The organism is Arenibaculum pallidiluteum (assembly GCF_017355985.1).
Lineage (GTDB): Bacteria > Pseudomonadota > Alphaproteobacteria > Azospirillales > Azospirillaceae > Arenibaculum > Arenibaculum pallidiluteum.
This window is the reverse complement of sequence record NZ_JAFIQU010000003.1, coordinates 163,425-175,857: the sequence shown is the minus strand read 5'-3', so window position 1 is coordinate 175,857 and position 12,433 is coordinate 163,425. Positions and strand designations below refer to the sequence as shown.

Below are 12,433 nucleotides of genomic sequence, written 5' to 3'. Positions count from 1 at the left end.
AGGGCCTCATCCGATCCGCGGGGCGATGTCCCTGGCGAATCTCCGTCGGAACTCGTCCCTGTCCTTCTCACGCGTGATGTGACCGGCGAGGTCGCGGTAGAACTGCTGCGTGGACGTCGCCTGGGCGCAGCTCTGCGTCACGATGATCCTGGCGAGGGGACCGACGAAGCTCGCAAGCAGGACCTGCGCCGCCTCCAGGATCTCCGGAGGAATGGCCAGCCGCGGCGGGCCGGCGGCGGGCAGCATGGCACCCGAACGCCCGCCGCCCCCTTCCGTCCGCGCGAAGGGCTTCAGGAACTGCGTGCGGTTCCGTTCCTCGGGCAGTCGGGAGGCCAGCCCGGCGAGAAGCTGCTGTTCGGTCGCGGCATGTTTGGCGACCTCGCGGACCAGGATGCGGGCGATCGGGCCGACCACCTGGGTCAGCTCCCTTTCGACGCGCTGCAGGAAGCGCTGGTCGAGGCCGCCGGATGCCGACGCGGGCGGAACGGCCGCTCCGGCCGCCGCGGCCAGGTCTGGCAGGGACGTCCCCGGCCCCGCAGCCGGCCAGAGCCCGGCCCCGCGGGAGCGCTCCATCGCGTCGGAAAGCTGCCGGGCGAAGCCTGCCGCGGAGTCGAAGCGGGCGTCCGGGTCCTTCGCCAGGGCGCGCTCGATCACCGGCACGAGCTGGGGATCCACGGTCTCGACCGCACGGAGGTCGAAGGCTTCGTCCGAAGCAAGCTCGAGGACGATCTCGGCCAGCGCGCTCCCCTTGTAGGGCGAACGGCCAGTGACGAGATGCAGAAGCACCATGCCGGCGGCGAAGAGATCGGCCCGTCCGTCGAGATCCCTTCCCTTCGCCTGTTCCGGCGCCATGAAGGCCGGCGTCCCGAGCACCAGGCCGTTCATGGTCGCGTTGCCGCCGCCGAGCCGGGAGATCCCGAAGTCCGTCACCTTCAGATGGCCGTCCGGGCCTAGGATCAGGTTGGCCGGCTTGATGTCGCGGTGGATGACGCCGCGGCCATGGGCATGGTCGAGCGCCGCCAGCAACTGCTGCAGGATGGCGACCGACGCCGGCACCGGGAGGCGTCGCTGCTGGTCCAGGACCCGCTGCAGCGTCGTCCCGGCGGCGAACTCCATGACGATGTAGGGCGCCCCGTCCTGCTCCACGCAGTCGTATATCGCGACGATGTTGGGATGGAGGCAGCGGCCGGCCGACCTGGCCTCGACCTGGAAGCGCTCGAAGTGGAACGCGCGGTCGGCTGGATCCACGAGGTCGGTGCGGATCGCCTTGACCGCCACGGTCCTTCCGATCACCGGATCCTCGCCCCGGAACACGGCGCCCATGGCGCCAGAGCCGATGCGCTCCAGGAGGCGATAGCGGCCGATCTCGCAGGGCAGTTCCATGGTTTCACCGGCTCCCGTTGCGGAAGAGGCGGCCAGCGGCCGGAATTCCTGCGGCCCGTCCCGGCATCATGCCTTCTCGAGGAGCCGCATCGCGCTGTCGAGGCTGCGTCGCATCCGATTGAAGGATTGGCTGAGGATCGCGATTTCGTCGCTGCCGCCGCGTTCGTATTCGGGCGTCTCGAGCTTGCCCAGGCTGACCTCGTTGGCGACGCGCGCCATGTTGCGGATCGGCCGGACGACGAGGATGTAGAGAAGGGCGTTCAGGACCAGGAGGACGGCAACGAAGACCGCGCCGAAGGTTCCGACCAGATGGACGACAGCCTCCTCGGCCTGCGCGAGGGGCAGGCTGAGCGGAACCGAGACGATCTGCGCGCCCACCGTCTCGTTCGGCTGCCATCCGAAGCCGTTGGAAGGCCCGTAGGTCGCGACCATGCCGCTCGGCGCATTGGCGGGGACGCTGTGGCAGATCAGGCATTCCGGCCGTGCGACGACGGGGCGCGACAGGCTGAGGATCGGGCCCGTCGGCGTCGTCCGCTCGGTCACCAGCTCGCCGATATCGGGACGCGAGCGGAATCGATGGACGATGTCGGCCTCGGATTCCGTGGGACGGTCCCGCGGGTTTGTAGGGTTGAGCGCGACGTTGCGCAGCGAATAGTCCGGGTAGCGCTGGTGCAGGTTCTCGAAGATCGAGGCGCTCGCATAGAACGGCACCGTAGCCCGGATGAATTCCTCCTGCCCGAAGGCCTGGCGCAGCGGCGTGACCTCCTCGCCCGTGAAATGCATGATGGAATCGCTGGCCTGCAGCATGATCCGGGCCGAGGCCAGGACGCCGACGCGCGCATCGGCGATGAACCTCTCCCGCATCAGCAGCGCCGAAAGCGCGAGGCCGAAGACGAAGGCCAGCGTGATCACGAGGTTGAAGCGAACGATCAGTCCCATGCTGCCTGCAACTCCACCCTTTCCCTTGCGCGCCGCGGCCGGGAGCGGACCTGCGCGGTCCGGGCCCGATCGGTCGTCCTTCCCTGCCTGCCGATCATCCGAGGACACGCTGCCGCAGGACGCTCCATGCGCCGCTGAAGAGGGTCCCGACATTCTCGTGCGCCGCCACGGCGAAGCTGCAGGCGGCGATGGCGAGGATCACGCCGGCCACCGCCGTCCAGCGCACCCGATGGATGGCGGCCGCGGCCAGCAGGCCGGCGGCGAAGCACAGGGCGGCGCGCGGCGCTTCCCCCAGCGGCGGGTCCCACAGATTCGGCCCCCATAGCCCCTGCCCCACGAGCGCAAGGACGCAGCAAAGGCCGAGCGCAGCCAGAAGGCGCGCGGGACCGGCCTTTGGCGGCGCGGCGCGGGGTGCCGGCGCGGTCGCCGAACCGGCCTCGGGCGGGGCGGCCGCAACGATGGTTGCGGCGGATTTCCCGGCGACGGGAGCGTCCGTCGCCTTGCCGTCCGCCGGTTGGCCCACGCTCGGCACCTCCGCGATGATCACGCTCACATTGTCCGGCGCTCCGGCCGCAAGCGTCGCTTCGATCAGGCGGTGCGGAAGCAGGCCGACATCCCCGTCGCCGAGCAGAGCGGCGATCGCTTCGTCGCCGACCACCTTGGTCAGCCCGTCGCTGCAGAGCAGGAAGCGGTCTCCGGGCTCGACGGGTCCGCTGACGGCGTCGAGGACGAGCGTGGCATGGGCCCCGACCGCCCGGCTGACGAGATTGGCCAGCGCATCTCGCCTGTTTCCGTCCCGCACGACGATGCCGGCATCGATCAGCGACTGCAGCGGCGAGTGGTCGGCGGTCAGGCGCTCCAGTCGGCCGGCGCGCCAGCGATAGGCACGGCTGTCACCGGCCCAGAGGCAGGTGAACCGTGTCCCCCACAGCCCCATGACCACGACGGTGCTGCCCATGCCGCGATGACCCGGCGCCTGGCTGCGCCCATGGAGCGCTCCGTTGACCGCCGACAGCACCCCGCGAACGGCTTCATCGAAACGCTCCGGCGGCATCTCGCAGAGGGCCGCCAGAGCCTCGATCACCGAACGCGCCGCCTCGGCGCCGGCCTCGTGCCCGCCCATGCCGTCGGCGACGGCCAGCATCCCCGATTCCGGCCGGGCGAGCACCGCATCCTCGTTGCCGACGCGGACATGGCCCTTGTGGCTGGCCGCCGCGACCGCCGGTCCGCGGGCGGCCGGCACGAGCGTGGTTCCGGCCAGGGTCATGCGGGCCGGTCCCAGTCCGCCGCGTCCCATCCGGCCGGGGAGCCGCCGGTCTGCGCGTCGCGCCGCGGATCCGCGACCTCCCATCCCGACCGCTCCCACGATCCGTCCACCATGGCCGCGAAGCCGGCGGGAGTGACGAGTCCGCCGGTCAGGGCCACGCCCGGCGCAACGCCCCCCACCTCGCCCGGGACCCCGCCGGTCCACCAGATGGAAGCAGGAGGCGGTCCGAGCTGCTGCCGCCGCAGAAACTGCGGGACATCGAGAGTGGCGGGGAGTTCGCACCAGAGACCGACGGCGGCTGCCCCGATCCGGGGCCATGCGCCTTCCGCCGGGATCCGGGGGGCGGGCAGCGGCGGAAGCGGCACGTCGAGGCGTTCAAGGTTGAACTCCGGAAGGATGCTTGCGGCGGCCAGCTGCTCCAGGCTGCGAAGCCAATGATTGCCGCTGTCCGCCAGCGCGGCTGCATCCCATCCGTGGGGCAGCTCCGCTGCCAGGAGGAACGGGAAGCAGCGGCCCACGGCGTCCTGGCTCGGCCGCAGGACGCCCATCCAGCCGCTCGTGCCGCAGACCCCCGGCGGCATGAGGAAGCGCCATCCCGGAGACGACAGGAAGCGGCGGCGCCAGGTCCCGCCGATGGCCAGCTCCGCCGAGGCGAGGGCAGCCTGCAGCCATTCGTCCCAGCGCGCGAGGAAGGCGTCGGGAAGTCGGCGGCCGACGAAGTCCGCGCGGGCCGGGAGCTTTCCGTAATAGCCAATGCGGGGCATGGACATGGTTCGCCTCCCCCTTTCAGATCGTTGTGGGGCAGCGGGCATTGCTGAGCAGGCCCGGTGCAAACGGATTGCCGAGCGTGCTCCCCTGCAGCAGCAGATCAGCCCAGCGTCCACCTCCGCCGACCCTGACGACGATGGCATCGGACGCGCCCGAGGGGCGCATCACCCCCCGGTCGAGAAGCCGGAACAGGCCCCAGACCCCGTCCGCCGCGACGTCCCCTGGGGCATTTGAGCCGGGAGCACTGAGGCTGGGAGCATTGCCCCCGGAAGCACCGGCCACGGGAGTATTGGATGGCACTGCCGGCCTGAAGCTGACGGTCATGCCGACCTCCGCGGCGCTCCCCGGCCAGTTCAGGGTCGCGGGGCGCCCCTCGCCCGGCGCCAGGACGGCGGTCTGGCCGCCGATCCCGATCTCGACACCGCTCGATCCCGGATCGGTCTGGAGGAGGGAGACGCGAAAGGCGAATTCCGGCTTCGCTCCGCCGGGAAGGAACAGGCTGTCCCTGATCCGGGCGGCACGTTCGAACTGTGCAAGCGCCTCGCTCGACAGCTTCAGATCGACCGACCCCACCTTGCGCCACCGCCACGGCTCGGACGAGCGGTCCACGAAGGGCAGCAGGTTCCGCTCGAAGAAGCTGTCGAACAGGCCGCCGGTGGCGAAGACGCGCGCGAAATCCTCCAGCGGGATGTCGCTGCCGCTGCTCCTGTCGAAGGGATAGCGGCCGGCGATCGCCTTGGCGCAGAGCTGGCCTCCATGGCCCATCCAGGCGTTCATCAGGCGCCGACGGACGTCCTGCGTGGACATGTCGGAGCTGACCTTGCTGATGCCGGCGATCCATTGCCGCACCGGCGACGGAAGGCGCGCCGCCTGGATCTCGATCTCCGCCAGCGCGGCGGCGCCGTCGACGCTGCCCTGCAGGGCGCCGCCCTGCCCGCCCGACAGGCCCGCCTGGCTAAGGGACCGGTACAGGGCGCCGAGGCTTGCGATCACATCGTCGATCGGCGGCTGGGCATTGGCGGCGCTTCCCGGCGGGACGGCGCTGAGGGCATGCAGCTCGCGGAAGTGCTCCGCGGTGAAGCGCTCGGCAAGCGCGGTGATGCTGTCGGGGTTCTTCTGCTGCCCCAGCAGGGAGGCGAGCCTCTCCTGGCCCGCACCGTCGGGCTCCGCCTCGCGCGGCGGCGCAAGCTTCGTCTCCCGGCTGGCCGCGACCACGAGCAGGCGCGCCGGCGAGGTCGGCGAGGCCAGCACGCTGAGCGTCCGCAACGCCGATTCCTGGCTGTTGACGGGACTGACGACGACGTCGTTCAGCAGGCGGTCCCAATGAAGGGCGAAGGCCTGCAGGTACAGCCCGACGACGTCGCGCTCGATCGTGTCCCCCGCCTCCGCGTCGACCCTGGCGATTTCCTCGCCGAGAACCCAGCTCTCCTCCCGCAGGAGCGCGACCTGCCGGGGCAGCAGCGGCAGGAACATCTTGAAGAAGCCGTCGCGGGTGTAGAGGCCGGGAATGCCCTGGGCGAGCGGCTGACCGCTGACGCGCCGGAACACCCAGCTTCCCGCCGGTCCCGCATGATCGGCCACTGTCCAGCTCGGCAGGCTTTCGGCTTCGGGGCTGGCGACGATCGCATCAAGCGTCCGTTTCGCGGGCGAGGTCCGGCTCAGAACCTCGCGCAGGTCTTGGATCAGCTCGCCGTCGAGCGCGATCGAAGGCAGAGGCCGCTCCAGCAGGGCCTGGACGTGGCCGGCGATGTCTTTGCGCAGCGGGGCGTCGCCCTGGTCCGGGAACGCGGCCTTAGTGTCGAGCTCGAACCACCGGGCGGCGAAGGCACGGTCCATCGGCCCCTGGTTCCCCAGCATCAGGTACATCTTGAGCGCCTGATAGAGGAACTCGGGATTGTCGCGCTGGGCGCGAAGCTGCTCCTCCAGACGCAGGACCAGGCCCGGCAGGAGGACCGATCCGAGAATGCGCCGGTAGGCGTCGACGGCCTGGGCATTGAGTTTGCCGCTCTGGTCGAGGCCGAAGCTGGCGTACCAGGGACGGGGAAGGTCGCGGCCGCCGTAACCGGTCGGCAGATCGCGCAGCTCGTTCAGGACCGGTACCGCGCGCCTGATGTCCGAACCCGAGGCCCGCTCCGGCGCCACCGCCTTCGCCTTCTCCGTATAGGAGGCGGCCGCGGCCTCGACCGTCTCGATCAGGTTCCGGTTGACCAGGTAGCTAACGCCCCACAGGCCCGGGACCGTCAGGCAGACGGTGGCTGCGATGCCGTAGACGAGCCAGGCGAGGCGCCGCCGGCGGCGATCCAGCCGCGGGTCGGCATCGACGAGGCCGGCCTCTCCGAAGACGACCTCGCGCAGCAGCCGGTTCAGGAAGTAGCTGCGCTTCGGGTGACTGGGCGCGATGCTGCCCGGCCGGCCGATCCCGAAGGTCCTGGTCATGGCAGCGACGACCCGGTCGATGGGCGTCCCAGCCTGCGTGCCGCTCACGAAATAGGCGCCGCGCAGCATGATCGCGGGCTCGAAGGAGTTCCCGTGGAACGCCTCCTGCACGAACCGCTCGAAGGGATCCCTGAGGCTGGCGACCTGCTGCGGGAAGCCGTAGAGAATGGCGCGCCGCTCGATGTCGCCCTCCTGCTGAAGGCGCTCGGTCAGCCGCTCGTCCAGGCGGCCGAGCAGGGTGTCGAATTCGATGCCGAAGCGGTCGGCAGGAGGGATCTCGGCATCGGCGGCCCGGTCGAAGGTGAATCCCCACACCGCCTGCCGCCCCTCGCGCCCGAGATCGTCGAAGAACTCCACGAAGCCCGAGATCAGGTCGGCCTTGGTCAGCAGCAGGTAGACCGGCAGCGTGATCTGCAGCTCGGTCTGGATCTCCTGGATGCGCTGGCGGATCCGCTGCGCATGCTCCACCCGTGCCGCCTCCCCTCCTTCGGTCAACGCGTCGATGGCGATGGCCACCAGGAGCCCGTTCAGAGGTTGGCGGCGCCGATGCCTGCGCAGGAGGCGCAGGAAGCCGAGCCAAGTGGCCTTGTCCTTCTCGGGGTCGCTGTCCTGGGTCGTATAGCGCCCGGCCGTGTCGATCAGCACCGCCTCGTCGGTGAACCACCAGTCGCAGCCGCGGGTCCCGCCCACGCCGCGCACCGCGTTCCTGCCGAAGCGGTCGGACAGCGGGAAGTTGATGCCGGAGTTGACCAGCGCCGTCGTCTTTCCCGCGCCGGGCGGCCCGATGATGAGGTACCAGGGGAGCTGGTAGAGCCAGCGCCGCCCCGACGAGCCGCTGAAGCGGCGCTTCTTGAGTACCGCGAGGGCTTCCTTCATCCGCTCGGCAAGGACCGCGGCTTCCTGGTCGGCGCTCGCCTGGCCCGTCGGCGCGATTGCACCGCGGCCGCCGGTGATGGCGGCGTCGAGCGTCTCGGCGTTGCGCCGGAACTCGAGCCACCGGTCGAGGAGCCTCATGACGACGTAGACACCCGGCAGGAAGCCCGCGACCAGGATCTGGCCGGGCCATCCCGCGAAGGGCTCCATGCCGCCGACCGAGACCAGCGGCGCCAGGGTGCCGGCGACCACGGCAAGGACGGCAAGGCCCCCCAGCACGGCGAGCGAGCGCAGGGAAAAGAGGCGCTTGAGCGTTCCGGACATGACGGTCTTCCCTACGGCGCCTTGGTGATCGCGAGCTCGATGCGCCGGTTCTGCTGACGGCCCTGGGGCGTGTCGTTCGATGCGAGGGGCTCGCTCGCGGCCTTGCCCTCGGCCCGCAGCCGGCCCGCGTCCGCCATGGTCGCCCCGATGATCGCGGCGGCCGCCCTCGCCCGGGCAAAGGACAGTTCCCAGTTCGACGGGAACTTCAGCGAGCGGATCGGCCGGTCGTCGGTGTGGCCGGTGACCAGCACGTCTCCAGGCTGGTCGTTCAGCGCCTGCCCGATCCGCCGCAGCACCGACGTGAAGCGTTCGAGGACTTCGGCGCGTCCGGAATCGAACATGCCATCGCCCACGATCCGGACCGCGATGGACCGCGCGTCCTCCGTCACCGTGACGAGGCCTTCGCGGATCTCGGGCTCCAGGAAGCTCCGCAGCGCGGCGGCCTGCGCGACCACGACCGGCGGTGGCGGCGGCGGAACGACCGGTGCCGGCCGGCTGATGGTCACCGGCCCGGTCGGAGGCAGGCCCGCAAGGGCGGTGAAGGCCTGGTCGGAGCGGGCATTGATCGCCAGCAGCAGGGCAGTGAAGACCGCGAGCAGAAGCCCTGCCGAGGCCGCGACGACGGTCCAGGGCGGGATCGCTGTGGCGGGCTGATGATGCGCGGCCGCGACGCCGCGCCAGTTGGGGGAGATGTCCCGCTCCAGGGCGCCGCGCGCGGTCCGGATCAGCCGGAAGAGATCGTCGCGCACCTGCGAGAGCTCGGAGGTGCCGCGCGGGGCGATCCGGTACCGGCCCTCGAATCCGAGGCTGAGGCAGTAGTAGAGCAGCTCCAGCAGGTCGAGGTTGGCGCTCGGCTCCCGCTTGAGCTGGGCCAGGAGGTCAAAGAAGCGGTCGCCGCCCCATGTCTCGCTGAACAGCGTCCCGACCATGCTGCGGGTCGTCCAAACGCTGCGGCTGCCCCACGGCGTGTTCAGGACGAGGTCGTCGATGGTGGCGCACAGCGCGTACTTCCCGGCCCGCACCGACCGAGCGGCCAGGCCAAGCGGGGCGATCCGCTGCTCGAAGCGCTCCACCTCGCTCAGGACCTGCATGCGCAGGGCCTCCGCATCCGGATGGGAGGCCAGGTTCCTGATGCGGACGCATAGGTTCAGCAGCGGCGCTGCCGCCGTGACCAGCGGGCTGGTCCGACCGAGGCTGATGCGGTCCCAGATGTCGACCGGCTCGTCCGAGACCGCCACGGGCACCACGCCACCGCCGCGCGCCAGGCCGAGGAAGACGTCGCTCGGGGCGATGACGGTTCTATCGACCATGCGGCGGTGCCTCCTCATTGGTCCCGTCCGACCCCTTGTCGTGCTCCGGCGTGACCCGGCCCGGGACGGAAAAGGCGTAGGCGAGGACCTCCGCCGGAATGCTGAGGTCGCCGCTGGCGAGATCGCCGGAGAGGCGCCCATGCAGCGCGACGTAGCGGTCCCAGGCTCGAGCCCTGGCCAGCAGCGGCACGGCGCGTTCCAGCCAGCCCGGCGGCTCCTGGGCGCCGACCGCCTCCGGGGCCAAGCGCCGCAGCATGGTCTCGAGCGTCTCCTGCGTCGCGGCGACGAGGCTGAGCTGGTGAGCCTTGAGATCGTCGAAGGCCTGCTCGATCGCGCGATCGGCCGACAGAAAGCCCGCGGCATCCTCCATGAGCAGGAGGCGCATCGCCGCTTCCGGCCCCACCCCGAACTTGAGGATGTTGTTGTCCGACCGGCCGATCATGGTGCGCTCGACACCAAGCTCCCGCTTGGTCATGGACCGGGCGGCCAGGACCTCCTCGAGATTTGCGACGGTGATCCGCAGGATGCGGGCCATGCTGCCCAGGATCGCGGCCAGGCGCGCATCCGGGACCTCCTCGGCCGTCAGGCCGCAGCTTTGGAGCAGCGCCGCGATCGCGCTCCTGACAGCCTCGTCCCCGCCCCCTGTGCGCGGTGCCGCAGGGGGCTCGGGCGCCGTCGCCGGCGCCGCCGCTTCCGCGGGCGCCGCTGGCGACGGCTGCGGATCCCTTTCCCCGCGTTCGGCGGACGGGCTGCCGACCTCCGCCAGCAGATCCCAGTCGTCGGGGATCCTCGCGACGCCTTTCGCCGGCTGGACGAACACGGCGGCTTCCGGCGGGACATGGTCCGGCGCTGCAGCGCGGCCACCGAATTGAGACCCGTTGACCGGCGTCCCCGCCGAGAATCCCGGAAAGAGCGTCTGCTCCTCGTCGGCCTCGATCGGCCAGAGCGGAGCAGGCGCCGGTCGGACGGACGCGCGGCCGTTCCTCTCCGTCGCATTCCGAAGGACGGGTGGGCGCCTGGGAGGTCGGACCGGTCCCGCGTGCAGGAGATCCTCGGCCTCGCCGTCAGGCTCGGCGTTGCACGTGGCCGCGGGCTCGGCAGAGGGTTCAGCAGCGGGTTCGGCAGCCTCGATAGTCGTGACGCGGAGCGTGAAGCCGCCGATATGGATCTCGTCGCCGGCCTCGAGCGCCGCCGGGATGTTGCGCTCGACTGCCAGGCTGGCCTGGTTGATGAAGGTGCCGTTGCGGCTGTGGTCGATCAGGGCGTAGCCCTGCTCCGTCCGCTCGATCCGGCAGTGTCTCGACGAGATCATCATGCGCTCGTCCGCGAGGACAAGGTCGTTCTGCTCGTCGCGGCCGATCGTCAGCCGGTCGTGGACCATGATCTGACCGGCGGCGTCCGATCCGCGAAGGCTGATCGCTCCCGGGCCCTCGGCGTGCAGAAGGAGGGACATGGCTGAAGCCTCCGGAACCAGGAACCGACCGGGGATCACGAGCGCTCGTCGCCGCGGATCGCCCACAGGGCCATTTCGAGGTTGGGAAAGTCGCCGGCGACATGGAGCGCGAGCCCCCCCGATGTCGGCATCTCCTTCCAATAGGCGCTGTTCCGGTCGATCTCGAAGTAGGTGACGCCGGCATGGAAGGGGATCTGGCGAGGCGCGACGGGCAGCGCATCGAGCACCATGCCCGGCAGCGCTACGTTGACGAGATCCTTGATCCGCTCGGCGGGCCCGATCTTGACCTGGGTCGGGAATGCGCGTCGCAGGCGCTCCGCCTCCACATCCGCGCGCACCGCGAGGACGAAGGCGGCCGTGCGGAACAGGCTGCGGTCCATGACCTCGGCCAGATGGACCCCGTATCTGGTCTCGCGCAGAGGAATGGCGATTGCCGTCTGCTCCAGCACCGTGTTCAGCGACTGGCGGATCGACTGCATCAGCGGCCGGAAACTCGTCGCCAGGTCCTCATGCCGGTAAGGGCCGAAAGAGGGCGGCCGCTTGCCGGTGCCCGAGAAGGTTGCCAGTTCCCCGGCGAGCTGCAGCATGTGGCCGAACAGGGTCTCCGGATGCACCGTCGAGGCCTGGCCGAGATGGGCGAACAGCGGCTCGTGGCGGTTCACGACCTGAAGCAGCAGGAAGTCCGCGATCTCCGCGACGCCCTTGGTGCCGGACTGCGAGACCCGTCCGGCCAGCGCTTCGCCCCGATGGTGCAGGAGCCCTTCGATCTCGGTCGCATAGCCCGCGATCACCGGCGCCGCTGCAATGTCCAGCGCGGGGGGAACGAAGCTCTCGTCGAGAACGACCTGACGGTTCGCACGGACCTCCACCAGGCGCGCGACCGGCATGCACAGGAAGCCCGAGCGCTCCATCCCCTCCGCGACGAGCCGGAACCGCAGGCGCCCCACTTCGATCGCGACGGGATCGCGCTCGCCCGCGTTGCCGCCGACGACCTCCTGCTCGGCGAGCGCGAACCGGGCAACGGCATCGCTGCTGCCGGCCGATTCCGTCTCCACGGCGCCGGGCTGGCTGGCCGGCAGCGCCAGATGGATCGTCACGTTGCGCAGGCTCTCCGGAACCTCCAGCGGGGCCGGCTGGTCGGCCTCGTCGGGAATGGCGAATGGCGTTCCATCCTCCAGCACGCCCGCCGCATGTTCGATGGCGACCTTTCCCAGCGTCAGCAGAGAGCGGTTGAGGCGAAGGTCGGTGAAGCCCCAGCCATAGCCGCGCAGGGCCGCCGTGCGGCCCCGCACGAAGCCCTCCATGTAGCGATCGGCCTGCTGGAGATGCTGGGGCCGCAGGAACAGGCCTTCCGACCAGACCACCTTGTTGTTCCACGACATCCGCTCGGCCCTGCTGCGCTGGACGGGACTTCTCCGGCGCCGCGACCCCGGAGGATGCCGCCGGAAGCACCGCCCCCGATGGATGCCACTATGATCTCCCGCGGAACCCGCGGATCATGCGCATCGGATATCGCGCCATTCGCCACGAGTATTCCCGGGCAAACGCCCAAGATGCATGGCGCCATATGAACCGTGCATGCGGCGCCCCGTCAGAAATGGCCTAGTCATTCCCGTCACGGCGGCGGTTCCTGGTCACGGCTCGACCTGGTCATCGCTGCGAGCATTCGGGAAATCGATA

Annotated in this window: 8 protein-coding genes; all 8 read right to left on the bottom strand. The window is 70.4% G+C overall.

The features are described from left to right. Positions 1-6: 6 nt before the first annotated feature. The gene (locus JUB13_RS07920) at positions 7-1,383 is read right to left on the bottom strand and encodes a serine/threonine-protein kinase (RefSeq protein WP_207478262.1); all 1,377 of its coding nucleotides are present in this window, start codon (positions 1,381-1,383) and stop codon (positions 7-9) included. Between the two features lie 66 nt (positions 1,384-1,449). After that, positions 1,450-2,322, bottom strand: a complete 873-nt coding sequence (locus JUB13_RS07915) for a c-type heme family protein (RefSeq protein WP_207478261.1) — start codon at positions 2,320-2,322, stop codon at positions 1,450-1,452. A gap of 94 nt (positions 2,323-2,416) precedes the next feature. Beyond that, on the bottom strand, positions 2,417-3,589 hold the full coding sequence (locus tag JUB13_RS07910; protein ID WP_207478260.1) for a PP2C family protein-serine/threonine phosphatase: 1,173 nt from the start codon (positions 3,587-3,589) through the stop codon (positions 2,417-2,419). Beyond that, positions 3,586-4,359, bottom strand: coding sequence for a type VI secretion system-associated protein TagF (gene tagF, locus JUB13_RS07905; protein WP_207478259.1), 774 nt, complete (start codon positions 4,357-4,359; stop codon positions 3,586-3,588). The genes JUB13_RS07910 and tagF overlap by 4 nt, the downstream gene beginning before the upstream one ends. A 16-nt stretch (positions 4,360-4,375) precedes the next feature. Then, complete coding sequence (gene tssM / locus JUB13_RS07900; protein WP_207478258.1) at positions 4,376-7,990, bottom strand: type VI secretion system membrane subunit TssM; 3,615 nt, start codon at positions 7,988-7,990, stop codon at positions 4,376-4,378. 11 nt (positions 7,991-8,001) lie between these two features. Further along, positions 8,002-9,300 (bottom strand): type IVB secretion system protein IcmH/DotU, encoded by a 1,299-nt coding sequence (icmH, locus tag JUB13_RS07895; RefSeq protein WP_207478257.1) that lies wholly within the window; start codon positions 9,298-9,300, stop codon positions 8,002-8,004. Continuing rightward, positions 9,290-10,753: a type VI secretion system-associated FHA domain protein TagH gene (tagH, locus tag JUB13_RS07890; protein ID WP_207478256.1), complete on the bottom strand. Its 1,464-nt coding sequence runs from the start codon at positions 10,751-10,753 to the stop codon at positions 9,290-9,292. Before tagH ends, icmH begins: the two co-directional genes overlap by 11 nt. Before the next feature lie 35 nt (positions 10,754-10,788). Further along, positions 10,789-12,135 (bottom strand): type VI secretion system baseplate subunit TssK, encoded by a 1,347-nt coding sequence (gene tssK / locus JUB13_RS07885; protein ID WP_207478255.1) that lies wholly within the window; start codon positions 12,133-12,135, stop codon positions 10,789-10,791. Positions 12,136-12,433: the final 298 nt, after the last annotated feature.

Coding starts and splice junctions, on each gene's coding strand:
- JUB13_RS07920 (WP_207478262.1), bottom strand. CDS start 1,383: ATGGAACTGCCCTGCGAGATCGGCCGCTATCGCCTCCTGGAGCGCATC.
- JUB13_RS07915 (WP_207478261.1), bottom strand. CDS start 2,322: ATGGGACTGATCGTTCGCTTCAACCTCGTGATCACGCTGGCCTTCGTC.
- JUB13_RS07910 (WP_207478260.1), bottom strand. CDS start 3,589: ATGACCCTGGCCGGAACCACGCTCGTGCCGGCCGCCCGCGGACCGGCG.
- tagF (WP_207478259.1), bottom strand. CDS start 4,359: ATGTCCATGCCCCGCATTGGCTATTACGGAAAGCTCCCGGCCCGCGCG.
- tssM (WP_207478258.1), bottom strand. CDS start 7,990: ATGTCCGGAACGCTCAAGCGCCTCTTTTCCCTGCGCTCGCTCGCCGTG.
- icmH (WP_207478257.1), bottom strand. CDS start 9,300: ATGGTCGATAGAACCGTCATCGCCCCGAGCGACGTCTTCCTCGGCCTG.
- tagH (WP_207478256.1), bottom strand. CDS start 10,753: ATGTCCCTCCTTCTGCACGCCGAGGGCCCGGGAGCGATCAGCCTTCGC.
- tssK (WP_207478255.1), bottom strand. CDS start 12,135: ATGTCGTGGAACAACAAGGTGGTCTGGTCGGAAGGCCTGTTCCTGCGG.